Genomic DNA, 23,805 nt, shown 5'->3' with positions numbered 1-23,805 from the left:
ACCGTCTACGGGAGACTTCTTGATGCGCCGTTCTCTGCTGCTGCCCCGCCTCGCCCTGACCAGCGCCGTCGCGGCCGTCGCCCTGGCCGGGTGCTCCGGCGAGGCGATGTTCCCCGGCGCCGAGGACGACGGGCAGGAGACCGCTGCCGGCGAGACCGGCGCGGCCCAGCCCGCCGGTCCGGTGGAGTGCAGCGAGCCGCCGGCCCCGCCGTCGGACCCCATGGCCTTCCACCCCGATGACCTGCCGCGCCCCAAGAGCGGCGACCCTGAGACGCTCACCGCCACGGTGCAGACCAACTGCGGCGACATCGTCATCGAGCTGGCCGCCGCGGACGCCCCGCAGACCGTCGCCTCCTTCGAGTTCCTCGCCAAGGAGGGCTACTGGGAGGACAGCGCCTGCCACCGCCTGACGACCTCGGGCATCTACGTCCTGCAGTGCGGCGACCCCACAGGCACCGGCGCGGGTGGGCCCGGCTACACGTATGGAATCGAGAACGCCCCGGCCGACGGCTACTACCCGCCCGGGACCCTCGCCATGGCCCGCACCATGGACCCCAACAGCAACGGCGGCCAGTTCTTCATCGTCTACGAGGACACCCAGCTGCCGACCGACGGCGGCGGCTACAGCATCTTCGGCACGGTCGTCGAGGGCATGGAGGTCGTCGAGAAGGTCGCCGAGGCCGGTGTCGAGGGCGGGGCCTCCGACGGCGCCCCCGCCCAGCCGATCAGCATCCTGTCGGTCGAGATCACGCAGTAGGTCACGGCTCGCGGAGACGAAGGCCGCCGCACCGGATCGGTGCGGCGGCCGTCGTGCGTGCGTCGTGGATCAGACGAGCGGCTGCGCCAGCTCGACCTTCAGCGCCGAGACGACCTCGGCGCGCGGCACGGTGAACTGGTCCTGGCGGCGCAGGTCCTTGATCGTGACCGTGCCGTCGGCGACCTCCTGGCGCCCGAGCAGGGCGACGAAGCGGATGCCCGCGCGATCGGCATACCGGAGCTGCTTGGCGAGCTTGCCGCCGTCGAGGACGGCCTCGGTGTTGATGCCGCCGTGGCGCAGCTGGGAGGCCAGCGCGAGCTGGTCGTCGAGCAGCTCGGCGTCGACCTGCGGCACGAGCACCTGGACCGTCGACTCGCTGGTCGACGCCTCGAGCAGGCCGGCCTCGCGCAGCTGCCAGAAGAGTCGCGACAGGCCGATCGAGATGCCGACGCCGGGCAGCTTCGACTTCGTGTACTGGCCGGCCAGGTTGTCGTAGCGACCGCCGGAGCAGATCGACCCGATCTCGGGGTGGTCGTCGAGGACCGTCTCGTAGACCGTGCCGGTGTAGTAGTCGAGCCCGCGGGCGATGGAGAAGTTGAGGCGGTAGTCGCTCTCCGGCACGCCCAGGGCACGGACGAGGGTGAGCACCTCGCGCAGCTCGGCGACGCCCTCGGAGAGCGAGGCGCTGCCGGAGGAGGCGGCCTCCACCCGCGCCAGCTGCTCCAGCGCGTCGTCGTGACCGGTCGAGCGCACCTGGACGAAGTCGAGGATCGCGTCGACGACCGCGTCGGACAGGCCGAAGCCCTCACCGGTCAGCGTGGTGCGCAGGTAGTCGGGGCCGCGCTTGTCGAGCTTGTCGACCTCGCGCAGGACGGCCGCCTGCTGGTCGGCGTCGGTGATGCCGAGGTCCTCGTAGAAGCCGCGCAGGAGCTTGCGGTTGTTGATCTGGATCGTGAAGTCACCGATGGCCAGGTCGGTGAAGATCGCGTGGATGATCGCCGGGCACTCGGCGTCGTGGCGGACCGACAGCTCGTCCTTGCCGATGATGTCGACGTCGCACTGGTAGAACTCGCGGAAGCGGCCGCGCTGCGGGCGCTCGCCCCGGTAGACCCGCTGCATCTGGTAGCGGCGGAAGGGGAAGGTCAGCTGGTGCTCGTGCTCGGCGACGTAGCGCGCGAGCGGCACGGTCAGGTCGAAGCGCAGCGCCATCTCCGGCAGCGCGTCGTCGCCACCCTCGCGGGCCTTCTCCAGCGCGCCGGTCGACTGCACGAAGTAGACCTGGCGCTCGGTCTCGCCCCCGGTCTTGGTGAGCAGCACGTCCGAGCGCTCGAAGACGGGGGTCTCGATCGGCAGGAAGCCGAAGCGCTCGTAGCCAGAACGGATGACGTCCAGCATGCGCTGGAAGGCCACCTGCTCGGGAGGGAGCAGCTCGAGGACACCGGACGGCGTGCGGGGGGTGATCACCGGGCGAGTCTATCGACCCGGCGACCACCGCCCGTCACGCCGTCGGCCGGGTCAGGACCAGAGCGAGTGGTAGGCGTTGAGCGCCGGCTGGCCGCCGAGGTGGGCGTAGAGCACCGTCGAGTCGCGCGGGATGTCGCCCTCCCGGACCAGGTCGATCAGGCCCGCGAGCGACTTCCCCTCGTAGACCGGGTCGGTGATCATCGCCTCCAGCCGGGCGCCCAGGGACATGGCCTCCATCGTGGAGTCGACCGGGATGCCGTAGAGGTCGCCCGCCCAGCCCTCCAGCACCTGGATCTCGTCCTCGCGCAGGTCACGGCCCAGCTCGATGAGCTCGGCGGTGTGCCGGGCGATGCGCGCCACCTGGTCGCGGGTCTTCTCGATGGTGGCCGAGGCGTCGATGCCGATGACGCGGCGGCGCACGCCGGTCAGGTCCTCCAGCGCCGCGAAGCCCGCGATCATGCCCGCGTGGGTCGAGCCGGTGACGGTGCAGACGACGATCGTGTCGAAGACGACGCCGAGGTCCTTCTCCTGCTCGGCCACCTCGAAGGCCCAGTTGGCGAAGCCGAGCCCGCCCAGCGGGTGCTCGGAGGCACCGGCAGGGATCGGGTATGGCGTGCCGCCCGCCTCCTCCACCTCGCGCAGCGCCTGCTTCCAGGAGTCGCGGATGCCGATGTCGAAGCCGGACTCGTCGAGGCGGGAGTCGGCGCCCATCATCCGCGAGAGCAGGATGTTGCCGACCTTGTCGTTCATCGGGTCGTCCCACGGCACCCAGGTCTCCTGCACGAGCCGGCACCTCAGGCCGAGGTGCGCCGCGACGGCCGCGACCTGGCGGGTGTGGTTGGACTGGTAGCCGCCGATCGACACCAGCGTGTCGGCCCCGGAGGCCAGGATGTCGGGGACGAGGTACTCGAGCTTGCGGACCTTGTTGCCGCCGTAGGCCAGGCCGCTGCTCACGTCCTCGCGCTTGGCCCAGACCTGCGCGCCGCCGAGGTGGTCGGACAGGCGCCTGAGGTGGTGGACCGGGCTGGGCCCGAAGGTGAGCTGGTGACGGGGGAACTCTGCGAGCTTCATCGCTGCCTTCACGTGGTGTCGGGGTGGGTGGGAGGGGGAAGGAGGTCCTGCAGCGTCCGCCAGATGCGGTCGCTGACGTCCGCGGCACCGGCGGCGTCGCCGGCCTCGCAGCGGTCGACGAGCTCCGCGTGCAGGTGGACGGAGTCCTGTCCGGCGTGGGTGCCGAAGCGGATCCGCTCGAGGCGGCGCACGACCGGGGTGAACTGGTCGAGCACGGTGCGCAGCGCCCGGTTGCCGGAGACAGCCACCGGGACGTCGTGCAGCTCGTCGTCGGCGGCCAGCGCGGCGTCGACGTCCCCCGCCTCGAGAGCCGCGGCGAAGCGCGCGTTCGCCTCGCGCATCCGCGCGAGGTCGTCGTCCGTGAACCGCCGGGCCGCCGTGGTGACGGCCAGCCGGTGCATCGCGGCGACGACCGCCTGGGCGTCCCGGACGGCGTCCTCGTCGACGTCGGCGACGATCGTGGACCGCCCGGGGACGGCACTGACCAGCCCCGACTCGGCCAGCTTGAGGATCGCCTCCCGGACCGGCGTGCGGCTCACGCCGAGCTGGGCCGCGAGCTCGCCGTCGCGCAGCACCGAGGCCGGCGCGAGGCGGCCGTCGACGATCGCGTCGCGCAGCCGCGTGTAGACGTCGTCGCGGAGCAGGCCCTTGCGGACCGGGGCGAGCGGCTGCGTCGTCGACATGCAATATATTGCACACCGGGCAGGGTGTTCGCGTCAAGGGGTAGGCCCGCAGGAGGTCGCCAGCGGACCATCTCGGTATGTGGACGGGGACCGCCCGACCCCCTCAGGACAGCTCGCGCAGGAAGGGGTTGGTCGAGCGCTCGCGGGCGATGGTGGTGGCCGGGCCGTGACCGGGCAGCACGAGGGTCGAGTCCGCCAGCGGCAGCACGACGTCGCGCAACGACCGCTGCATGGCCGCGGGGTCGCCGCCGGGGAGGTCGGTGCGGCCGATCGAGCCGGCGAACAGCACGTCGCCCGAGAGGACGGTGCGGTCGAGCTCGTCCGACGGGATGCCCTGGGGCAGGCCCGGGAGGCTGAAGAGGACCGAGCCCTCGGTGTGGCCCGGCGCGTGGGCGACCTCGAGCCTCACTCCCGCGATCTCCAACGTCTGGCGGTCGGTCACCTCGACGACCGTCTCCGGCTCCTTCCACGTCGCCGAGCGTCCGAACTGCTGCTCCAGCGCCAGCCGGATCGGCTCCGAGAGCTGGCGCACCGGGTCGACGAGGCGGTAGCGGTCGTCGGCGTGGATGTAGGCGGCCGTCGTGCCCCCGCAGACCGGCGTCACCGACCAGACGTGGTCGAGGTGGCCGTGCGTGAGGAGGACGGCCGCGGGCCGCAGCCGGTGCTCCGCGAGGACCTCGGCGACGCGGTCGGTCACCCCGATGCCCGGGTCGACGACCAGGCACTCCTCGCCGCGCGCGGGGGCGATGACGTAGCAGTTGGTGCCGAAGGCGTCGGCGACGATGCTGCGGACGAACACGCTCGGAACACTACGCGACGCACGCGTCGGCGATTCCGTTCGGTAGTGTCGTGCCACGCCATGTCAGTCGAGCCGGCCCCGATGGTCGTGCCCGCGGTCGAGAGAGGCCACCAGTGTCCGAGCAGACGCCCAGCCCCGTTCCCACTCCCCCGTCGCCGGCCATGCTGGCGTCCCGCAAGCCGGCGGTCCCCCGCCCGGCCGCACCGGCCTCCGAGCCGGCAGCCGAGGCCCCCGCCGCGGCCGAGACCCCCGCCGTCGCCCCGAGCGAGTCGGTCAAGCACGGTCGGGTCGGTGAGGACGGCACGGTCTACGTGATCCTGGCCGACGGCTCCGAGCGCGCGGTGGGCTCCTATCCCGACGCCACGCCCGAGGAGGCCCTGGCCTACTTCGCGCGCAAGTACGACGAGCTCGTCGCCTCCGCCGACCTCCTCGCGCAGCGCCTGGCCCACACCGACGTCTCGGCGCACGACGCCCGCCAGTCACTGGCCCACCTCAAGGAGCAGATCGGCGAGGCCCACGTCGTGGGCGACATCGCCGCGCTCGAGGCCACCGTCTCCTCCCTCGAGGAGTCCGTCGCCGCCAAGTCCGCCGTCGAGGCCGAGCAGCGCGCCAAGGCGAAGGCGGAGGCCACCGTCGAGCGCGAGAAGCTCGTCGCCGAGGCCGAGGGCCTCGCCGCCGCCGACCCCGCCAAGGTGCAGTGGAAGCAGGCCTCGACCCGCGTCCGCGAGCTCCTCGACGAGTGGAAGGCCCACCAGCGGTCCGGCCCGCGCCTGGACAAGGACGTCGAGAACGAGATGTGGAAGCGGTTCAGCCACGCGCGGACCGCCTTCGACAAGAAGCGCAAGACCTGGTTCGCCCAGCTCGACGAGCAGCACGGTCAGGCCAAGGCCGTCAAGGAGCAGCTCGTCCGCGAGGCCGAGGCGCTGGCCACCAGCACCGACTGGGGCCCCACCGCCGGTGCCTTCAAGCGCCTCATGCAGGAGTGGAAGCGTGCCGGTCGGGCCGCCCGCGCCGACGACGACGCCCTGTGGACGCGCTTCAAGGCGGCGCAGGACGCCTTCTTCAACGCCAAGGACGAGGTCGTCGCCGCCGAGGAGGCGGAGTTCGCCGAGAACCTCAAGGTCAAGGAGGCGCTGCTGGTCGAGGCCGAGGCGCTGACGATCGACGAGGAGCACCTCGAGTCCGCCAAGGCCGAGCTGCGGCGCATCCAGGAGCGCTGGGACGCCGCCGGCAAGGTGCCGCGCAACGACCTGCGCCGCGTCGAGGGCCGCCTGCGCGCCGTCGAGCAGAAGGTCCGCGAGCTCGAGGACAACCAGTGGCGTCGCACCGACCCCGAGCTGGCCGCCCGTGCCCGGTCGCTCGTCGACCAGCTCGAGCGCGCCGTCCAGGGTCTGGAGTCCGACCTCGCGGCGGCCCGGGCCGCCGGTGACGACCGCAAGGTCGCCACGCTCGAGTCCGAGCTGGAGACCAAGCGCCTCTGGCTCGAGTCCGCGCGGGGCAACCTGTCGTGACCGACCCCGCCGGTCTGGCCACCCGCGTCGCGGACGTGGCGGAGGGGCTGTGCGCCTATCTGGACGCCTCCCCCTCCCCCTTCCACGCCGTCGACTCCGCCGCCGCGCTGCTCCGCGCGGCCGGCTTCGTCGAGGTGGCCGAGACCGACCCGGCCCCGGCCGCACCGGGCCGCTACGTGGTCCGCCGCGGCGGATCGCTGCTGGCGTGGTCCACGGCCGAGGCCGGCGACGGCGCCCCGCTGCCGCCCGCGACCCCCTTCCGGGTCGTGGGTGCGCACACCGACTCCCCCAACCTGCGCATCAAGCCGCGCCCCGACTGGGTCCGGGCCGGCTGGCAGATGCTGGGCGTGGAGGTCTACGGCGGGGCGCTGACCAACTCCTGGCTGGACCGCGACCTGGGCCTGTCGGGCCGGGTCACCGTCCGCGACAGCTCGGCGCCGGGTGGCTACTCGGCGCGGCTGTTCCGCACCGACGACCCGGTCCTGCGGGTCTCCCAGCTGGCCATCCACCTGGACCGCACGGTCCGGTCCGAGGGCCTGGTCCTCAACGACCAGCAGCACCTCGCCCCGCACTGGGGCCTGGGCCTGGAGCGCCGCTCCTTCCGGGAGTGGCTCGCCCAGCAGGTGCACGTCGCGCCGGCCGACCTGCTCGCCTTCGACGCCATGACCCACGACCTCACGCCGGCCCGCCTCGTCGGCACCGAGCGCGAGCTGCTCGCCTCCGCGCGCCTGGACAACCTGGCCACGAGCTATGCCGCGGTGCGCGCCCTGCTCGAGGTCGTCGATCACCCCGCGGACGGAGCCCCCCTCATCCCGCTGATCGTCCTCTTCGACCACGAGGAGGTCGGCAGCACCTCCGAGCGCGGGGCGCAGTCGACCTTCCTGCCGTCCTGGATCGAGCGCATCGTGCTCGCCGCCGGCGGCACCCGCGACGACGTCTGGCGGGCGCTGGCCGGCTCCGTGATCGCCTCGGGCGACATGGCGCACGCCACGCACCCCAACTACGCCGAGCGGCACGAGCCCGAGCACACGATCGCGATCAACGGCGGCCCGGTGCTCAAGGTCAACACCAACCTCCGCTACGCGACCGACTCGCTCGGTGCCGCGGCCTTCGCGCTGGCCTGCGAGCAGGCGGGCGTGCCGATGCAGACCTTCGTGACCCGCTCCGACCTGCCCTGCGGGTCGACGGTGGGCCCGATGACCTCGGCGCTCACCGGCGCCACGACGGTCGACTTCGGCGCCCCGATGCTCTCGATGCACTCGACGCGCGAGATCTGCGGCACGCTGGACCAGGCGGCCTACGCCGCGGCCCTGGCGGCCTTCCTCTCCCCCGAGCGCTGAGGGCCGCCCGGCTCGTCCGGGTGCCCCGCCCTTCCAGGGGTATGCCGTGCGCCCGCCTCAGGCGGTCGCAGAGCGACTGGACTCGGCGGACCGGCGCCGGTGCGGGTCGGTGCTCGCCGTGCCCGTGACGCGGTAGGCGTCGAGCACGCCGGACACCTGGCGGACGGCCCGGATGACCGACTGCAGGTGGCTCGGGTCGGCCATCTCGAAGGTGAACTTCGACAGCGCGACCCGGTCGCGGCCGGTCTGCACCGAGGCCGACAGGATGTTGACGTGCTGGTCGGAGAGCACGTGCGTGATGTCCGACAGCAGGCGTGGCCGGTCGAGCGCCTCGACCTGCAGGTTGACCAGGAACAGGCTCGAGGCGGTGGGAGCCCAGGCGACCGGGATGATGCGCTCGGAGTGCCGCTCCTTGAGCTGCTCGGCGTTGGTGCAGTCGGTGCGGTGCACGGAGACGCCGCGACCGTGGGTGACGAAGCCCATGATCGGGTCGCCCGGCACCGGGGTGCAGCACTTGGCCAGCTTGACCCACACGTCGTCGGTGCCGACGACGGTGACGCCCGGGTCGGCCTGCTGGACCCGGCCGCGTCGCGGCGGCGTGGTGGCCTCGGCGAGGTCCTCCTCGGCGCCGTCCTCGCCGCCCAGCGTCGCCACGAGCTGGCCCACGACGTGCTGGGCCGAGATGTGGCGCTCCCCCACCGCGGCGAACAGCCCATCGATGTCCTTGTAGCTGAGCTCCTGGGCGACGGCCATGAGCGTGTCGTGCGACATCAGGCGCTGGAGCGGCTGGTTCTGCTTGCGCAGCACCTTGGCGATCTGGTCCTTGCCGGACTCGATGGCCTCCTCGCGCCGCTCGCGCGTGAACCACTGCCGGATCTTGTTGCGGGCCCGCGCGCTCTTGACGAACGTCAGCCAGTCGCGGCTGGGTCCGGCGTCCTCGGCCTTGCTCGTGATGATCTCGACGGTGTCGCCGTTGGAGAGCTCGGAGTCGAGCGGCACGAGCTTGCCGTTGACGCGCCCGCCGACGCACTTGTGGCCGACCTCGGTGTGGACGGCGTAGGCGAAGTCGACCGGGGTCGCCCCCGCCGGCAGCGCCATGACGTCGCCGCCGGGCGTGAAGACGTAGACCTCGGCCGAGCCGATCTCGAAGCGCAGGGAGTCGAGGAACTCGCCGGGGTCGGCGGTCTCGCGCTGCCAGTCGATGAGCTGGCGCAGCCACTGCATACCCTCGAGCGGTCCGGGTGCCCCGTCGGAGCCGGTGACGGCCTTGGTGCCGTCCGGACCCTGCTCCTTGTACTTCCAGTGCGCGGCGACGCCGTACTCGGCGCGGCGGTGCATCTGGTGGGTGCGGATCTGGATCTCGACCGGCTTGCCCTCGGGCCCGATGACCGTCGTGTGCAACGACTGGTACATGTTGAACTTGGGCATCGCGATGTAGTCCTTGAAGCGCCCCGGCACCGGGTTCCACCGGCTGTGCAGGGCACCGAGCACCGCGTAGCACTCCTGGATCGAGTCGACGAGCACGCGCACGCCCACCAGGTCGTAGATCTTGTCGAAGTCGTGCCCCCGCACGATCATCTTCTGGTAGACCGAGTAGTAGTGCTTGGGCCGCCCGGTGATCGTCGCGCGGATCTTGTTGGTCTTGAGCTCCTCGGAGATCTCCTCGCGGATCTTGGCGAGCAGCTCCTCGCGGGCCGGGGCGCGCTGGGCCACCATCCGCACGATCTCGTCGTAGACCTTCGGGTAGAGCTGGGCGAACGCGAGGTCCTCCAGCTCCCACTTGATGGTGTTCATGCCCAGCCGGTGCGCCAGCGGGGCGTAGATCTCCAGCGTCTCCGAGGCCTTGCGCGCGGCGGACTCGGGCGAGACGTAGCGCCACGTGCGGGCGTTGTGCAGCCGGTCGGCGAGCTTGATGACCAGCACCCGGATGTCGCGCGCCATCGCGACGACCATCTTGCGGACGGTCTCGGCCTGCGCGGCGTCGCCGTAGGTCATCTTGTCGAGCTTGGTCACGCCGTCGACGAGCATCGCGATCTCGTCGCCGAAGTCGGCGCGCAGCTGATCGAGGGAGTAGGAGGTGTCCTCGACGGTGTCGTGCAGCAGCGCCGCCGCGATGGTCGAGGGGGTCATGCCCAGCTCGGCCAGGATGGTGGCGACGGCCAGCGGGTGGGTGATGTAGGCGTCGCCGCTCTTGCGCTTCTGGCCCTGGTGGGCCTTGGCCGCGACGGCGTAGGCGCGCTCGATCAGCCCGAGGTCGGCCTTGGGGTGGGTGGCGCGCACGGAGCGCAGCAGCGGCTCGAGCGCCGGGTTGCTGCTGGAGGACCGACCCCCTAGGCGAGCCCAGCGCGGACGGAGCCCGCCACCCGACCGGGTGGTGGAGGGGCTCGGCGCGGTGTCGCTCATGACGAGATCATAGGTGCACCGACTGGGTATGCCGCGCACCAGCCGGGTCGGGCCCGGCCGGTGCGTCGGCACCCACCTCAGACGGTGAGGATGGAGTGGACGTCGTAGCCGCCGAGCTTGTCGCGACCGCCGAGCATGCCGATCTCCAGGACCAGCTCGATGGCTGCCACGCTGGCCCCGCACTGCTCGATGAGGTCGCAGGTCGCGGCGAGGGTGCCGCCGGTGGCGAGCACGTCGTCGACGACCAGCACCCGCTCCCCGTTGGACACGGCGTCCTGGTGGATCTCCAGGGTCGCCGTGCCGTACTCGAGGGCGTAGGACATCTTGTGCACCGCCGAGGGCAGCTTGCCCTCCTTGCGCACCGGGACGAAACCCACCCCGAGCTCGTGGGCGATCATCGCGCCCAGGATGAAGCCGCGGGCCTCGATCCCGGCCACGACGTCGACCCGCCCGCGCTGGCGGGCGACCGTGTCGGACACGATCCGCCCGCGCAGCGACGGGTCGAGCAGGATCGGGGTGAAGTCCTTGAAGACCACGCCGTTGATCGGGAAGTCCGGGATGTCGCGCATCCCGGCCAGCACGTCGTCGGCCAGCGTCGGGTCCGCGCCCTGCGGCTCGGTCCTCATGGTCTTCTCCTACCGGTCGGGGGTCAGTCCCGGCGCTTGCGCTTGGGCTGGTTGCGCGGGCCGCGCTGGGCGTAGGGGTGCAGCTGGCGGCCGGTGGGGGCGGTGCGCTGGGCCTGGGTCGGAGCCGGGGTGGCGCTCACGCCGGCCGGATCGCCCTCGACGTCCGCCTCGCCCAGCACCGGGTCGGTCTCCGCCTCGGGAGCGTTGCCCCCACGGCGGGCCGCCCGCTCGGCACGGCGGGTGACCGACGCGTCGTGCTTGCGGATCTCGGCCTCGCCCTGGCGCAGGTGCACCAGCAGCGGGGTGGCGATGAAGATCGAGGAGTAGGTGCCGACCGCGATACCGATGAACAGCGCCCACGACAGGTCGACCAGCGTGCCCGGGCCGATGATCGTCAGACCGACGAGCAGGATGACCGCGACCGGCAGCAGCGCGACGACCGAGGTGTTGATCGACCGGACGAACGTCTGGTTGACCGCGAGGTTGGCGGCCTCGGCATAGGTCATGCGCCTGGTGTCGAAGGCGTGGACGGTGTTCTCGCGGACCTTGTCGAAGACGACGATGGTGTCGTAGATCGAGTAGCCCAGGATCGTCAGGAAGCCGATGACCGAGGCCGGCGAGACCTCGATGCCCAGCAGCGCGTAGATGCCGACGGTGAAGACGACGTCGTGGATCAGCGCGACCAGGGCCGCGACCGCCATCTTCCAGGTGCGGAAGTAGACGCTGAGCACGGCCGTGACGAGCACCAGGAAGATCACCAGGGCGATCGCTGCGCGCTCGGTCACGGTCTGGCCCCACGAGGGGCCGACCAGCGAGCTGGTCACCGACTCGACGGGCACCGAGAACTCCTCGGCCAGCTCGGCGCGGAGGGCCTCGGCCTGCTGCTGCTCCATCTCACCGGTCTGGACGCGGACGGTGCCGTCGCCGATGCGGGTGACCGACGTGGTCTGGCCCGGGACGGCGGCGTCGACGAGATCGCCCGCGCGCCTCTCGTAGTCGTCCATGTCGGCGACCTGTGACACCCGGAGCTCGGTGCCGCCGCGGAACTCGATCCCGAAGTTGATGCCCATCCCGAAGACGCCGATCAGCGAGGCCAGGAGGAGCACCAGCGAGAGGCCGTAGAACAGGTTGCGGCGTCCGACGATGTTGTAGGACTTCTTGCCCGAGTAGAGGTCGTTACCGAGCTGGCTGAAGCGCGACATCAGACCACACCACCTTCCAGCTCCTCACGGGTATGACGCCTGCGTCCGGTGCTCACCGGCTCGGGCTCGCGGATCTGGCCGCGGCCCAGGTAGGCCGAGCGCTTGGCTCCCAGACGCTCGGGCTCCATGCCCGACCACTTGCGGCCCTCCCCGAAGAACGGGGTGTTGGCCAGGATGGACACGACCGGGTGGGTGAACATCATGACGACCACGAGGTCCATCACCGTCGTCAGGCCGAGCATGAAGGCGAAGGCCTTCACGCCCGCCTCGGACAGGAAGTAGAGGACGCCCGCGGCGATGAGGTTGACGACGTCGGAGATGATGATCGTCTGCCGCGCGCGGGACCAACCGGTGTCGACGGCGTAGCGCAGCGGGCGGCCGGCACGGACCTCGTCCCGGATGCGCTCGAAGTAGACGATGAAGCTGTCCGCCGTGATACCGATCGAGACGATCAGACCGGTGACACCGGCCATCGTGAGGCGGAAGTTCGTCGCCCAGCCCAGCAGCGTCACCGCGCCGTAGGCGAGGATCGCCGCCACGATCAGCGAGGCGATCGCGACGAAGCCGAGCGCGTGGTACTGGATCAGCATGTAGATGAAGACCAGCAGCAGACCGATGGCGCCGGCGATGAGGCCCCAGCGCAGCTGCTCGCCACCGAGGGTGGGGCTGATCTGCTCGGAGGTCTGCACGTCGAAGCTCAGCGGCAGCGCACCGAACTTCAGCTGGTTGGCCAGGGTCTGGGCCTCCTCCACGGTGAAGTCACCGGTGATGGTGGCGACCCCGTTGGGGATGACGCTGTTGACCGTCGGGGCGGAGATGACGATGCCGTCGAGGACCATCGCGAAGCGGTTCTGCGCCGAGTTCTGCTCGTAGCCCATGAGGCGCGTGGTGACCTCGGCGAACTTCTGGCCGCCCTCGTCGTCAAAGGTGAGGACGACCTGCCAGCGGCCGGTGACCGCGCCGCCGGAGACCTGCTCCATGGAGGCGGTCGCGTCGTCGAGCGCCGCACCGGAGATCTCGGCCGGGCCGAGGATGTACTTCTCGGTGCCCTCGGCGTTGCACACGACCAGGGGCTGGTTGCTGGGGGCCTTGGATGCCTTGTCGGCGAGCTCGTCACCGCACTCGGAGGCGACGAACTCCTCCTGGACCTCCGGGGTGATCTGCGAGAGGTCGGAGGGGTCGGCCGGGGGCTCCTCGGCCGCCGGCTCCTCCTCGCCCGCCGGGGCGGAGGTCTCGGAGGCGTCGTCGGTGCCGCCGGCCGCGAGGGCCTCGCCGCCGCGGTTCTCCGGGGCCGGGGCCTCGCCGCCGCGGTTCTCCGCGGTCTGCTCGGCGTCGTCGCCGGGTGCCTCGTCCTGCGGGGCCTGCAGGTCCTCGACGACCGAGGGGGGCAGCGGCAGGTCGCGCGGGGTCGCGGGCTCCTCGCCGGGCGGGTAGACGGGGGTGGCCACGAGCACGGGCCGGAAGTACATCTGCGAGGAGCGGCTGAGCGCCTCCAGCTGCGCCGGCGTCGGGTTGCCCGGGATGGCCACGGAGATGTTCTGCCCGAGGCGGGTGACCTCGGCCTCGGCGGTGCCGGTGCCGTCGACGCGGCGACGGATGATGTCGATGGCCTGGTCGAGCTGGTCGTTGCCTATGGAGGCACCGTCGTCGGTCGCGGGCGCCAGGACGACCTGGCGGCCACCGGCGAGGTCGAGACCCAGCTGCGGGGTGAGCGCGGCCTGCGGGGTCGCCCAGAGGTGCGCGGCTCCGATGCCGGCGAAGAGGGCGATCGTGAGGGCCAGCAGCGTCACGAGGGTGCGGTAGGGGCCGCGGAGGCGCGGGTTGCGGCGGGTCTTCCTCGACCGGCCGGTGCTCGCGGAGGGACGGCGGCCGCTCGTCCTCGAGGCGCCGGGCAGGTCCTCCTCGCGGCGGGAACCCTGGGTGGAGAGCGACATCAGGCGGTCTCCCCCTGCTGAGCGGGGCCGGCGGCCGGGGTGGCGTCGGGCACGACGGCCCGGCGGGCCACCCTCACCACCACTCCGGGGGCGACCTCGAGGTGGACCACGTCACCCTCGATGGCGGAGATCCGGCCGAAGATCCCGGCCGCGGCCATGACCTCCTGGCCGACCTGGAGGCCGGCCTGCGCGTCGGCGACCGCCCGCGCGCGCTTGCGCTGCGTGAACATGAGGTAGAGCAGCACCGCGAAGGGAAGCGCGAGGAGCAGGATGGTGGACAGGCCCCCACCCGACGCGGGTGCGGCGGTGGCCAGTGGCGTCATCGTTGAACCTTCTCATCTGGGATGTGGGGCCGCGAGCAGGCTGCGGCACCGGTCCGCGCCGGTCATGACGCGGGCACCGACGGGAGAGTCTAGGTGAGCCGGGGACAGCCACCAAAGACCAGGTATGCCGTGTTGCGACGCGGTCCTACGCGGAGGGTTCGTCGAGGGGCAGGGACGCCTGCTCGGCCTCCGGGCCCAGCCGGCCTCCGGAGGCCCCTGCCACGGCCACCGCGTCGCGCGGCGGCGTCAGCCCGAGATGCTCCCAGGCGCGGGGGCTGGCGGCCCGGCCGCGCGGCGTGCGGATGAGGAAGCCCTCGCGCACGAGATAGGGCTCGGCGACGGTCTCGACGGTGTCGGGCTCCTCCCCCACGGCCACCGCCAGCGTCGACAGGCCGACCGGCCCCCCGCCGAAACGGGTGCACAGCGCCTCCAGGACCGCCCGGTCGAGACGGTCCAGGCCGATGGCGTCGACGTCGAAGAGCTCGAGGGCGGCCCGGGCGGCCTCGTCGTCCACCCGGCCGTGGCCGTGCACCTGCGCCCAGTCGCGGACGCGGCGCAGCAGCCGGTTGGCGATGCGGGGCGTGCCGCGGGAGCGGGAGGCGATCTGCTCGATGCCCGGCGCGTCGGCCTCGATGCCGAGCAGCTCGGCGTTGCGCGTGAGGATCGTGACCAGGTCGGCGGTGTCGTAGTAGTCGAGATGGCCGGTGAAGCCGAAGCGGTCGCGCAGCGGCGCCGGCAGCAGGCCGGCGCGGGTGGTGGCGCCCACGACGGTGAAGGGCGGCAGCTCGAGCGGGATCGCGGTCGCACCGGGTCCCTTGCCGACGATGACGTCGACGCGGAAGTCCTCCATCGCCAGGTAGAGCATCTCCTCGGCCGGGCGCGACATGCGGTGGATCTCGTCGAGGAAGAGCACCTCGCCCTCGACGAGCGAGGAGAGCACGGCGGCGAGGTCGCCGGCGTGCTGGATGGCGGGGCCGCTGGTGATGCGGATGGGCTGCTCGAGCTCGCCCGCGATGATCATCGCCAGGGTGGTCTTGCCCAGCCCGGGCGGCCCGGAGAGCAGCACGTGGTCGGGCGGGGCCGCCCGGCGACGGGCTGCCTCGAGCACCAGGCCGAGCTGGTCGCGCACGCGCCCCTGCCCCGGGAAGTCGGCCAGCCGGCGCGGCCGCAGGGCGGCCTCGACGCGGCGCTCCTCGTCGCTGGAGCCGGCGTCGACGATGCGGCCGCTCGTGGGGCCCTCGTCGACGTCGATCTCGCGGGAGCCGTCGTCCCAGGTGCTCATCGGCCGAGCTCCCGGAGGGCAGCGCGGAGGATCTCGGAGACCCCGGTGGGCGCGTCGTCGGCCTTGGTCACGCGGGTGACGGCGTCGGCGGCCTGCTTCGAGGACCAGCCGAGGCCCTCGAGGGCCTCGCGCACCTGGCCGAGCACGCCGTCGTCGGCGGGGGCATCGTCGGGGCGCACGGCCAGGTCGGCCGGGTCGACCCCGACGGCGAGGATCTTGTCCTTGAGCTCGAGCACGAGGCGCTCGGCCGACTTCTTGCCGATGCCGGGCACCTTGGTCAGCGTGGCCAGGTCGCCCTGGGCCAGCGCCCGCCGGACGACGTCGGGGGCGTGCACCGACAGCATCGCCAGCGCGAGCCGCGGGCCGACTCCGGAGACCGTCTGCACCTGCTCGAAGAGCGCCTTGGCGTCGGCGCCGCGGAAGCCGTAGAGGGTGAGCGACTCCTCGCGCACCACGAGGGTGGTCTCGAGGGTGACCTCGGTGCCGGTGCGGCACTCGGCGGCGGTGGCCGGGGTGGTGTGCACGAGCAGCCCGACCCCGCCGACCTCGACGATGACGTGGTCCAGGCCGACGTGGCGGACGGGGCCGCGGACGGAAGCGATCACCGGGTGGTTCCTCCTGGGGTGGTGGCCGCGCGGGCGGCGGCCCGGGCCGCGGCCGAACGCGCCGCGGTCTGGTGCGAGGCGTGCAGCTGGGCGAGCCGGTTGGGCGGGGCCTGGCCCGCCAGCCGCTCGGCCTGCTGCAGCAGGTTGGGGGCGGAGCCCTCGGCGGCCAGCCGTTCGTCGGCTCCGCTGCGCCACAGGTGGCAGATCGCCAGCGCGAGGGCGTCAGCGGCGTCGGCCGGTCGCGGGGCCACGTCGAGGGCCAGGATGCGGGTCACCATGTGGGTCACCTGGGCCTTGTCGGCCCGGCCGTTGCCGGTGACGGCGGCCTTGACCTCCGAGGGGGTGTGCAGCCCCAGCGCGAGCCCGAGCCGGGCGGCGGCGAGCATCGGGATGGCCGAGGCCTGGGCGGTGCCCATGATCCCCTTGATGTTGGCCTTGGCGAAGACGCGCTCGACGGCGATCGCGTCGGGCCGCCAGTCGGCGAGCCACTGGTCGATCTCGGTCTGGACCGACAGCAGCCGGTCCTGCGGGTCGTCGGTCGCCGGCGTGCGCACGACTCCGACGGCGACCATCCGCAGCCGCCGCCCGGGCAGCCCCTCGACCACGCCCAGCCCGCAGCGGGTGAGGCCGGGGTCGACACCGAGCACGCGCACGAGCAGGCCTCCTGGGGGTGCCCCGGCGCGACGGGGGCGGCGCGACGGGTGTGGACAGGTGTTCGCACCCACGCTACCCGCCCGGCGCGCGGGCCCGGGCCTGCGACACGCCCCGCCCGACGGCGGGGCGCGCGGGAGGTCAGTCCTCCTCGAGCTCCGCCAGGACCTCGTCGGGGACGTCGACGTTGGAATAGACGTTCTGGACGTCGTCGCAGTCCTCGAGGGCGTCGATGACGCGCATGACCTTGCGGGCGCCCTCGGCGTCGACCGTGACCTCCATGGTCGGCACGAAGGTGACCTCGGCCGAGTTGTAATCGATCCCGGCCTCCTGCAGCGCGGTGCGCACGGCGACGATGTCGGTGGCCTCGCAGATGATCTCGAAACTGTCGTCGAGCTCGGAGACGTCCTCGGCACCGGCCTCGAGCACGATCTCGAGCAGGCCGTCCTCGGTCAGCTCGCCCGACTCCTGCTTGACCGGGACCACGACCTGGCCCTTGCGGTTGAACAGGTAGGCGACCGAGCCGCTGTCGGCCATCGAGCCGCCGTTGCGGGAGAGCGCGGTGCGCACCTCCATGACGGCGCGGTTCTTGTTGTCGGTCAGGCACTCGATGTAGAGGGCGACACCACCCGGGGCGTAGCCCTCGTAGACGAGTGACTCGTAGCTCGCGCCACCGGCCTCGGCACCGGAGCCGCGCTTGACCGCGCGGTCGATGTTGTCGTTGGGGACCGAGGACTTCTTGGCCTTCTGGATCGCGTCGAAGAGCGTCGGGTTGCCGGCGGGGTCACCACCACCCATCCGGGCCGCGACCTCGATGTTCTTGATGAGCTTGGCGAAGAGCTTGCCGCGCTTGGCGTCGATCTGAGCCTTCTTGTGCTTGGTCGTCGCCCACTTGGAGTGACCCGACATGCGCTCTCCCACTTCCCTCGACCGAATCCGAACGGCCTCCGATGCTACCGGGCGGGGGCGCGGGCCTCCCAATCCGGCTCCCGCCCGCCCGACGGGTATGCCGTGGGGCGGGCGCGGAGGGGTCGTGCCGGCCGGCGCCGGGGGCCTGGGTCGGGCCGGCGCGGGGGCGTGGGTCAGGCGGCGGGGACGGCCCGCGCCTGCTCGCAGATGCGCACGAAGAGCTCGTGGACGCGGTGGTCGTCGGTGACCTCGGGGTGGAAGGAGGTGGCGAGCAGGTTGCCCTGCCGCACCGCCACCACGGCGTCGTCGACGCGGGCCAGAACCTGCACGTCCGGCCCGGCGTCCTCCACGCGGGGGGCGCGGATGAAGACGGCCCGGAACGGGCGCCCGGCGTCGCGCAGGCCCTCGACGTGCAGGTCGGACTCGAAGGAGTCGACCTGCCGGCCGAAGGCGTTGCGCCGCACGGTCATGTCGATCCCGCCGAAGGTCTGCTGCTCGACGTGGCCGTCGAGGATGCGGTCGGCGAGCTGGATCATGCCGGCGCACGAGCCGTAGACCGGCAGCCCGGAGGCGATCCGTTCCCGCAGCGGCTCGTGCAGCCCGAAGATGCGGCAGAGCCGGTCGATGGTCGTCGACTCCCCGCCGGGCACGACGAGACCGTCGAGGCCGTCGAGCTCGGTGGGGCGCCGGACGGTCCGGGTGCGGGCACCGGCCGCCTCCAGGGCGGCCAGGTGCTCGCGCACGTCGCCCTGGACGGCGAGCACGCCGACCAGGGGACGCGAGGTGGGGCTCGAGGTCACCAGCCGCGCTCGGCGAGGCGGTGCGGGACCGGGATGTCGTCGACGTTGATGCCGACCATGGCCTCGCCCAGCCCGCGGGAGACCTGCGCGACGGTGTCGGGGTCGTCGTAGAAGGTCGTCGCCTTGACGATGGCGGCGGCCCGCTGCGCCGGGTTGCCCGACTTGAAGATGCCGGAGCCGACGAAGACGCCCTCGGCGCCGAGCTGCATCATCATCGCGGCGTCGGCGGGGGTGGCGATGCCGCCGGCGGTGAAGAGCACGACGGGCAGCTTGCCGGCGGTCGCGACCTCCTTGACGAGCTCGTAGGGCGCCTGCAGCTCCTTGGCCGCGACGTAGAGCTCGTCCTCGGCCATGCCCTGCAGGCGGCGGATCTCGGCGCGGATGGTGCGCATGTGGGTCACGGCGTTGGAGACGTCACCGGTGCCGGCCTCGCCCTTGGAGCGGATCATCGCCGCGCCCTCGGTGATGCGCCGCAGCGCCTCGCCCAGGTTGGTCGCGCCGCAGACGAAGGGGACGGTGAAGGCCCACTTGTCGATGTGGTTGGCGTAGTCGGCCGGGGTGAGGACCTCGGACTCGTCGATGTAGTCGACGCCGAGGCTCTGGAGCACCTGCGCCTCGGCGAAGTGGCCGATCCGGGCCTTGGCCATGACGGGGATGGAGACGGCCTCGATGATGCCGTCGATCATGTCGGGGTCGCTCATGCGGGAGACGCCGCCCTGGGCGCGGATGTCGGCCGGCACGCGCTCCAGCGCCATGACGGCCACCGCACCGGCGTCCTCGGCGATCTTGGCCTGCTCAGGGGTGACGACGTCCATGATCACGCCGCCCTTGAGCATGTCGGCCATGCCGCGCTTGACGCGCGACGTGCCGGTGGTGTGCGGGGTGGGCTCGCTCATCGGTGCCTCTCGGGAGGTTCTGCAGCGCGCGCGGGTCCCGTGCCGCGCTGCGACGGAAGGTGTGATGGTGCCGAAGACCGGCGGGCCGCTCCTGCGAGGCGGCGCGTGGACAGTCTACGAGCCCGTCCTGCGTGCTCCGCACGCGCCGTCGTAGAGCTCCTCCCACCGGTCGGCGAGCACCGGCCAGTCCCAGCGCCCGACCCGCTCCCGGCCCTGGTCACGCAGCCGCCCGGCCAGCTCCCCGTCGCCCAGCACCGCGGCCAGCGCGTCGGCCAGGGCGGTCGGGTCGGACGGCGCCACGAGCATGCCCGCCTCGCCCAGCACCTGCCGGAAGGCGGGCAGCGCGCTGGCCACCACCGGGGTGCCGGTCGCCATCGCCTCGGCGAGCACGATGCCGAAGCTCTCCCGCCCGGTGTGCGGCGCCGCGAGCACGTCGGCCGCGCGCAGCAGCGCCCGCTTGCGCGCCTCGCTCACGGTGCCGACGTCCTCGACCTCGGGCACCCGCACCCGGCCCGGCCCGGCGACGACGACCCGGACCTCCGGCACGAGGTGCCGCAGCCGCGGGAGCGCCTCGACGAGCACCGGCAGGCCCTTGCGCGGCTCGTCGCGCCGGCCGAGGAAGAGCACGACCGGGCCCTCCCCCTCCAGCCCCGCCGCTGCGCGGAGCTCGACGGGGTCGAGCCCCGGCCGGGGCAGGTATGCCGTGACGTCGAGCCCGTTGGGCACGACCAGGGGATCGAGGTGGTACTGCTCCCGAGCGACCTGCCAGGCCTGCGGCGACACGGCGGTGCTGAGGGCGAGCGGCCCGAGGACCCGGCGCACCACCGGCCCGCTGGCCCGGGCCGTCCGTCCCACGGGCCGGTCGGCGTGGAAGGTCGCCACCACGGGCAGGCCGGCCGCGCGGGCCCGGCGGACGGCGGTGATCCCGAGGCCGGGGGTGGCCGGCTCGTGGACGTGCACGACGTCGGGACGGGCGGAGGCCAGCCACCGCTCGACCTGCGCCGGCACCGTCGGACCGACGGCCAGGTGCGCCACGGAGCCGTTGCCCGGGACGGCGCGGCCCGGTCCCGCGCTGGTGACGTGGGGCAGCTCCGGCCCCGGGGGTCGGCCCGGCCCGAGGACCGCGACCTCCTGGCCGCGTCGGAGCAGCTCCTCGGCGAGCCCGAGAACCTGGCCCTGGACCCCGCCGGGGCGGCCGAGGTCGTAGGGGCACACCAGCCCGATCCTCACGACGCCCTCCCCGCGGGCACGAGCGGCGCGGTCAGGTGCCAGTCCGCGGTCGACCGGCGGACCGACTCCCCCAGCACGTCGGCGCAGGCCCGGGTCATCGAGGCGACCCTCTCGGCGCGGGAGCCCGGCCCGACGGGGACGTCCGCCCCGAAGGTCACGCGGTGCCGGGGCGCGCCCCACCCCAGGGTCTCGACGGTGACCGGCCGCAGGTCGGCCCCGGTGGCGAGGGCCAGCTCGGCCGGCCCGGCCGCGAGGGTGGTCGGCAGCCCGGCGAGGTGGACGGGGACCCGGCGGGAGCGCACGCCCCGGTCGGCAAGGTCCCGGTCGGCGAGGAGCGCGACCGCCCCTCCGCCGCGCAGCACCTCCACGAGGCGCCGCGCACCGGCGGCCCCGGCGTCGACGGGCACGACCTCGAGCCCGGCGGCGGCACGGGCCCGCCGCGTCAGCGCCGCCATCAGGGGCCGGGACCGCAGCACCTCGGCCACGGTCGTCAGGCCGCCCAGCCGCCGCCCGGCCCAGGCGCCGGCGACCTCCCAGTGGCCCTGGTGGAGGAGGACGAGCACCTGGCCCCGGCCCTGCTGCATACCCTCCAGGACGGCCTCGGCGCCGACGCCTTCGACCAGGCGGTCCAGGGAGGCGGGGCGGCGCAGCGGCAGGAGGGCGAGGCCGACCCAGTAGCCGGCGTAGCGGGCCACCCCGCAGACGGTCAGCGCGAGGTGCGCCACCGGCCCGAGGTCGGGGTGCACCGCACCGTAGGTGCGGTGCAGGTCCAGCAGGCTCACCCCGCGACGGCCTGGCGCCGCACCATCGCCATCCGTTGCACGACCGTCACGAGCGAGGCGGCCAGCAGGAGGGCGAGCACCGTGGTCAGGACCCAGTCGGGCAGGAAGAGACCGGTGAACCCGGTGGCGACGAGCACGGCCACCAGCCGGTCGGCGCGCTCGGCGATACCGCCCTCGCAGACCCACCCGAAGGACTCGGCCCGGGCCTTGGCGTAGGAGACGAGGAAGCCGCCGGCCAGGCAGCCGAGGGCGAGGGCGCCGTCGAGCGGTCGGTCGCCGTCACCGAGGAACCACAGGACGAGCCCGCCGAAGATCGCCGCGTCGCCCACCCGGTCGAGGGTGGAGTCGAGGTAGGCGCCCCACGGGCTGGAGCGGCCGGAGATGCGGGCCATCGTGCCGTCGACGAGGTCGGAGAAGACGAAGGCGGTGATGAAGAGCGTCCCCCACCACAGCTCGCCGCGGGGGTAGAACCACAGCGCCCCGACGACGACGCCGAGCGTGCCCACGGCGCTGACGACGTCCTGGTGCACGCCGAGACGCAGGAGCAGCCGGGCCAGGGGCGAGAAGACGCGCGTGAACGTCCCGCGTGCGTAGCGGTTGAGCATCGGCGCGTCAGCCCTGGGGCCACGCGGCGACCAGCGCGCGGCGGGTGTCGTCGAGCAGCTGCGGGAGGGCCTTGGTCTGCCCCACGATCGGCAGGAAGTTGGCGTCGCCCTGCCAGCGCGGGACGACGTGCTGGTGCAGGTGGGCGGCCACCCCGGCCCCGGCGGCCTCGCCCTGGTTCATGCCGAGGTTGTAGCCCGCGGGGCTGCTGGCGGCCTCGATGGCGCGGATGGCCTGCTTGGTCAGCGCGGTGAACTCCTCGGTCTCCTCGTCGGTGAGGTCGACGTAGAGCGGGACGTGGCGGTAGGGGCAGACGAGCAGGTGCCCCGGGTTGTAGGGGAAGAGGTTGAGGACGACGTAGCAGAGCTCGCCGCGGTGGACGATCAACGACTCCTCGTCGGGGGTGCCGGGGGCGGCGCAGAACGGGCAGCCGTCGCCCTGCTCCTCGCTGGGGCGCTCGCCCTTGACGTAGACCATCCGGTGCGGGGTCCAGAGCCGCTCGAAACCGTCGGCGGCACCGGGCAGTCCACGGGCCTCGGGCGCCGTCTCGGATCCGTCGCTCATGCGGGGAATCCTACGGTGGTGCCCCCGCGCGGGAAGAGCGACGCCCCCGGCGCGGTTGCACCGTGCATGTCGCAGACCTCCCAGGACGCCGGCCGTCCCGCTTCCGACCTCGGTTCCACCTCGCCCGACGACTACCTGCCCGAGCGCAGCGGGTGGGTCGCCGAGCAGCTCACGGCCATCGACTCCGCCGGTGACACCCGCGCCGCCTCGATCCAAGGCCGTCCGATCGTCGTCGTGACGATGCGCGGCGCCCGCTCCGGTCTGCTGCGCCGGGTGCCGCTCATGCGGGTGGAGCACGAGGGCACCTACCTTGCCGTCGCCAGCAAGGGCGGCGCCCCGGAGCACCCGGCTTGGTTCTACAACCTGCGCGCCGGCGGTGACGTGCTCGTCCAGGACGGCATCCAGCAGCACCTGCGCCGCAGCCGCCTCCTCGAGGACGGCCCCGAGCGCGACGCCTGGTGGGAGCGGGCCGTCGCGGCCTTCCCGTCCTACGCCGACTACCAGGAGAAGACCGAGCGCCAGATCCCGGTCTTCGCGCTGGAGCCTCACGGCGCCTGAGCCGCCGCCTCGGTCCGGTCAGCCGGCGTCCTCGCCGGCGGACCGGGCCCGTCTGCCGTGGAGCTGCTCGATCCCGTCCAGGATCCGCTCCAGTCCCCAGCGGAACTCGTACTCGACGTCGTTGTCCGCCTCCCCCTCCGGCGGCACCGCCGACCGGTCGCCGCCGGCGTAGCCGCCCGTGAGGAGGATGGGGGCCAGCGCCGGCCACCGCTCAGGGGTGATGACCTGCCCCAGCTGCGCCATGGCGTCGGGCCCGAGCTGCAGCGTCGCCTGCCCCGCGAGGTCGCGCTCGAGGCCGGCGAAGGAGCTCACGTAGGCGCTCAGGGTGAGGATGACCGCCACCCGTTCCTGGTCCTCCAGACGCAGTCCCGTCAGCGCCTGCAGGCCGCGATCGGCGACCCCGACCGAGCTGGGCATGAGGACCGACACCGGACCCCGGGGCACCTCCAGCGCCCACGGGTGGGCGCGGTAGACCTCGCGCAGGCTCTCGACCCAGCGCCCGAGCGCCTCGCGCCACCCCGGGCCGTCGTCCGCGGGGCCCTCGGGCAGCGTGGTCGCGGCGTCGAGCATGAGGAGGAGAAGCTCCTCCTTGCTCTCGACGTAGCGGTAGAGCGCCATCGTGCTGAAGCCCAGCTCCCGGGCCAGCCGCGACATCGTCACCGCGCCGATCCCCTCGGCGTCCGCGAGACCCACGGCGGTCCGCACCACCTGGTCCAGGCTCACCCCGCGGGCAGGTCCGCGCGTCGGCTCGGGCAGCAGACCCCAGGCCAGCGCGACCGGCCTGGGCAGCGCCCCGTCGTCCTCGCCCATGG

General features: G+C 73.0%; 24 protein-coding genes. 4 read left to right on the top strand and 20 right to left on the bottom strand.

What is annotated here, in order from left to right; translation table 11 throughout:
- The first annotated feature begins 22 nt into the window (after positions 1-22).
- Positions 23-757 (top strand): peptidylprolyl isomerase, encoded by a 735-nt coding sequence (locus FB476_RS08135; RefSeq protein WP_141818320.1) that lies wholly within the window; start codon positions 23-25, stop codon positions 755-757.
- Positions 758-826: 69 nt separating this feature from the next.
- Here the strand turns inward: FB476_RS08135 and hisS are convergent, their stop codons facing one another.
- The 4 genes from hisS to FB476_RS08115 all read right to left on the bottom strand — a co-directional run bounded on the left by hisS (position 827) and on the right by FB476_RS08115 (position 4,774).
- On the bottom strand, positions 827-2,221 hold the full coding sequence (hisS, locus tag FB476_RS08130) for a histidine--tRNA ligase (RefSeq protein WP_141818319.1): 1,395 nt from the start codon (positions 2,219-2,221) through the stop codon (positions 827-829).
- A gap of 51 nt (positions 2,222-2,272) precedes the next feature.
- A complete protein-coding gene (locus FB476_RS08125) occupies positions 2,273-3,292 on the bottom strand; it encodes a 1-aminocyclopropane-1-carboxylate deaminase (protein ID WP_141818318.1) in 1,020 nt (339 codons plus the stop codon).
- Positions 3,293-3,300: 8 nt separating this feature from the next.
- The gene (locus FB476_RS08120; protein WP_141818317.1) at positions 3,301-3,975 is read right to left on the bottom strand and encodes a GntR family transcriptional regulator; all 675 of its coding nucleotides are present in this window, start codon (positions 3,973-3,975) and stop codon (positions 3,301-3,303) included.
- Positions 3,976-4,078: 103 nt separating this feature from the next.
- The gene (locus FB476_RS08115) at positions 4,079-4,774 is read right to left on the bottom strand and encodes an MBL fold metallo-hydrolase (RefSeq protein WP_141818316.1); all 696 of its coding nucleotides are present in this window, start codon (positions 4,772-4,774) and stop codon (positions 4,079-4,081) included.
- Between the two features lie 113 nt (positions 4,775-4,887).
- Here FB476_RS08115 and FB476_RS08110 point away from each other — a divergent pair, with 113 nt between their 5' ends.
- Both FB476_RS08110 and FB476_RS08105 read left to right on the top strand, forming a co-directional pair.
- The gene (locus tag FB476_RS08110; RefSeq protein WP_238329615.1) at positions 4,888-6,285 is read left to right on the top strand and encodes a DUF349 domain-containing protein; all 1,398 of its coding nucleotides are present in this window, start codon (positions 4,888-4,890) and stop codon (positions 6,283-6,285) included.
- Positions 6,282-7,625, top strand: a complete 1,344-nt coding sequence (locus FB476_RS08105; protein ID WP_238329614.1) for a M18 family aminopeptidase — start codon at positions 6,282-6,284, stop codon at positions 7,623-7,625. The genes FB476_RS08110 and FB476_RS08105 overlap by 4 nt, the downstream gene beginning before the upstream one ends.
- 57 nt (positions 7,626-7,682) lie before the next feature.
- On the opposite strand, the gene FB476_RS08100 is transcribed toward FB476_RS08105, so the two are convergent.
- From FB476_RS08100 to FB476_RS08030, 15 genes are all read right to left on the bottom strand, one after another.
- Positions 7,683-10,028, bottom strand: coding sequence for a RelA/SpoT family protein (locus tag FB476_RS08100; protein WP_141818315.1), 2,346 nt, complete (start codon positions 10,026-10,028; stop codon positions 7,683-7,685).
- Between the two features lie 77 nt (positions 10,029-10,105).
- On the bottom strand, positions 10,106-10,654 hold the full coding sequence (locus FB476_RS08095) for an adenine phosphoribosyltransferase (protein ID WP_141818314.1): 549 nt from the start codon (positions 10,652-10,654) through the stop codon (positions 10,106-10,108).
- 23 nt (positions 10,655-10,677) lie between these two features.
- Positions 10,678-11,856 carry a protein translocase subunit SecF gene (gene secF, locus FB476_RS08090; RefSeq protein ID WP_141818313.1) on the bottom strand — a complete coding sequence of 393 codons (1,179 nt, stop codon included), beginning with the start codon at positions 11,854-11,856 and terminating at the stop codon, positions 10,678-10,680.
- Positions 11,856-13,790: a protein translocase subunit SecD gene (gene secD, locus FB476_RS08085; protein ID WP_141818312.1), complete on the bottom strand. Its 1,935-nt coding sequence runs from the start codon at positions 13,788-13,790 to the stop codon at positions 11,856-11,858. The genes secF and secD overlap by 1 nt, the downstream gene beginning before the upstream one ends.
- Positions 13,790-14,113: a preprotein translocase subunit YajC gene (yajC, locus tag FB476_RS08080; protein ID WP_141818311.1), complete on the bottom strand. Its 324-nt coding sequence runs from the start codon at positions 14,111-14,113 to the stop codon at positions 13,790-13,792. Before yajC ends, secD begins: the two co-directional genes overlap by 1 nt.
- A 145-nt stretch (positions 14,114-14,258) precedes the next feature.
- Positions 14,259-15,395 (bottom strand): Holliday junction branch migration DNA helicase RuvB, encoded by a 1,137-nt coding sequence (ruvB, locus tag FB476_RS08075; protein WP_141818310.1) that lies wholly within the window; start codon positions 15,393-15,395, stop codon positions 14,259-14,261.
- Positions 15,392-16,000, bottom strand: coding sequence for a Holliday junction branch migration protein RuvA (gene ruvA / locus FB476_RS08070; RefSeq protein ID WP_141818309.1), 609 nt, complete (start codon positions 15,998-16,000; stop codon positions 15,392-15,394). The genes ruvB and ruvA overlap by 4 nt, the downstream gene beginning before the upstream one ends.
- Positions 15,997-16,653, bottom strand: coding sequence for a crossover junction endodeoxyribonuclease RuvC (gene ruvC, locus FB476_RS08065; RefSeq protein ID WP_141818308.1), 657 nt, complete (start codon positions 16,651-16,653; stop codon positions 15,997-15,999). Before ruvC ends, ruvA begins: the two co-directional genes overlap by 4 nt.
- 139 nt (positions 16,654-16,792) lie before the next feature.
- Entirely contained in the window at positions 16,793-17,560 is a 768-nt protein-coding gene (locus FB476_RS08060) for a YebC/PmpR family DNA-binding transcriptional regulator (RefSeq protein WP_141818307.1), read from the bottom strand.
- 173 nt (positions 17,561-17,733) lie between these two features.
- Positions 17,734-18,360, bottom strand: coding sequence for a pyridoxal 5'-phosphate synthase glutaminase subunit PdxT (gene pdxT / locus FB476_RS08055; protein WP_238329613.1), 627 nt, complete (start codon positions 18,358-18,360; stop codon positions 17,734-17,736).
- The gene (gene pdxS / locus FB476_RS08050; protein WP_141818305.1) at positions 18,357-19,256 is read right to left on the bottom strand and encodes a pyridoxal 5'-phosphate synthase lyase subunit PdxS; all 900 of its coding nucleotides are present in this window, start codon (positions 19,254-19,256) and stop codon (positions 18,357-18,359) included. Before pdxS ends, pdxT begins: the two co-directional genes overlap by 4 nt.
- 114 nt (positions 19,257-19,370) lie before the next feature.
- Positions 19,371-20,486, bottom strand: a complete 1,116-nt coding sequence (locus tag FB476_RS08045) for a glycosyltransferase family 4 protein (RefSeq protein ID WP_170233579.1) — start codon at positions 20,484-20,486, stop codon at positions 19,371-19,373.
- Entirely contained in the window at positions 20,483-21,268 is a 786-nt protein-coding gene (locus FB476_RS08040) for an LpxL/LpxP family acyltransferase (protein ID WP_170233578.1), read from the bottom strand. Before FB476_RS08040 ends, FB476_RS08045 begins: the two co-directional genes overlap by 4 nt.
- On the bottom strand, positions 21,265-21,873 hold the full coding sequence (gene pgsA, locus FB476_RS08035; RefSeq protein WP_141818302.1) for a phosphatidylinositol phosphate synthase: 609 nt from the start codon (positions 21,871-21,873) through the stop codon (positions 21,265-21,267). The genes FB476_RS08040 and pgsA overlap by 4 nt, the downstream gene beginning before the upstream one ends.
- Positions 21,874-21,880: 7 nt before the next feature.
- Positions 21,881-22,435: an HIT family protein gene (locus tag FB476_RS08030; RefSeq protein ID WP_141818301.1), complete on the bottom strand. Its 555-nt coding sequence runs from the start codon at positions 22,433-22,435 to the stop codon at positions 21,881-21,883.
- Positions 22,436-22,501: 66 nt separating this feature from the next.
- Between FB476_RS08030 and FB476_RS08025 the strand changes: the two genes are divergently transcribed.
- Entirely contained in the window at positions 22,502-22,993 is a 492-nt protein-coding gene (locus FB476_RS08025; RefSeq protein ID WP_141818300.1) for a nitroreductase family deazaflavin-dependent oxidoreductase, read from the top strand.
- 18 nt (positions 22,994-23,011) lie between these two features.
- On the opposite strand, the gene FB476_RS08020 is transcribed toward FB476_RS08025, so the two are convergent.
- Positions 23,012-23,803, bottom strand: a complete 792-nt coding sequence (locus FB476_RS08020; protein WP_141818299.1) for a TetR/AcrR family transcriptional regulator — start codon at positions 23,801-23,803, stop codon at positions 23,012-23,014.
- Positions 23,804-23,805: the final 2 nt, after the last annotated feature.

Source organism: Ornithinimicrobium humiphilum (assembly GCF_006716885.1).
GTDB classification, from domain to species: domain Bacteria; phylum Actinomycetota; class Actinomycetes; order Actinomycetales; family Dermatophilaceae; genus Ornithinicoccus; species Ornithinicoccus humiphilus.
Note: the sequence above shows the minus strand (reverse complement) of the source record. Positions and strands in the feature narration are given on the sequence as shown.

Coding starts and splice junctions, on each gene's coding strand:
- FB476_RS08135 (WP_141818320.1), top strand. CDS start 23: ATGCGCCGTTCTCTGCTGCTGCCCCGCCTCGCCCTGACCAGCGCCGTC.
- FB476_RS08125 (WP_141818318.1), bottom strand. CDS start 3,292: ATGAAGCTCGCAGAGTTCCCCCGTCACCAGCTCACCTTCGGGCCCAGC.
- FB476_RS08120 (WP_141818317.1), bottom strand. CDS start 3,975: ATGTCGACGACGCAGCCGCTCGCCCCGGTCCGCAAGGGCCTGCTCCGC.
- FB476_RS08100 (WP_141818315.1), bottom strand. CDS start 10,028: ATGAGCGACACCGCGCCGAGCCCCTCCACCACCCGGTCGGGTGGCGGG.
- FB476_RS08095 (WP_141818314.1), bottom strand. CDS start 10,654: ATGAGGACCGAGCCGCAGGGCGCGGACCCGACGCTGGCCGACGACGTG.
- secF (WP_141818313.1), bottom strand. CDS start 11,856: ATGTCGCGCTTCAGCCAGCTCGGTAACGACCTCTACTCGGGCAAGAAG.
- secD (WP_141818312.1), bottom strand. CDS start 13,790: ATGTCGCTCTCCACCCAGGGTTCCCGCCGCGAGGAGGACCTGCCCGGC.
- yajC (WP_141818311.1), bottom strand. CDS start 14,113: ATGACGCCACTGGCCACCGCCGCACCCGCGTCGGGTGGGGGCCTGTCC.
- ruvB (WP_141818310.1), bottom strand. CDS start 15,395: ATGAGCACCTGGGACGACGGCTCCCGCGAGATCGACGTCGACGAGGGC.
- FB476_RS08060 (WP_141818307.1), bottom strand. CDS start 17,560: ATGTCGGGTCACTCCAAGTGGGCGACGACCAAGCACAAGAAGGCTCAG.
- pdxS (WP_141818305.1), bottom strand. CDS start 19,256: ATGAGCGAGCCCACCCCGCACACCACCGGCACGTCGCGCGTCAAGCGC.
- pgsA (WP_141818302.1), bottom strand. CDS start 21,873: ATGCTCAACCGCTACGCACGCGGGACGTTCACGCGCGTCTTCTCGCCC.
- FB476_RS08030 (WP_141818301.1), bottom strand. CDS start 22,435: ATGAGCGACGGATCCGAGACGGCGCCCGAGGCCCGTGGACTGCCCGGT.
- FB476_RS08025 (WP_141818300.1), top strand. CDS start 22,502: ATGTCGCAGACCTCCCAGGACGCCGGCCGTCCCGCTTCCGACCTCGGT.
- FB476_RS08020 (WP_141818299.1), bottom strand. CDS start 23,803: ATGGGCGAGGACGACGGGGCGCTGCCCAGGCCGGTCGCGCTGGCCTGG.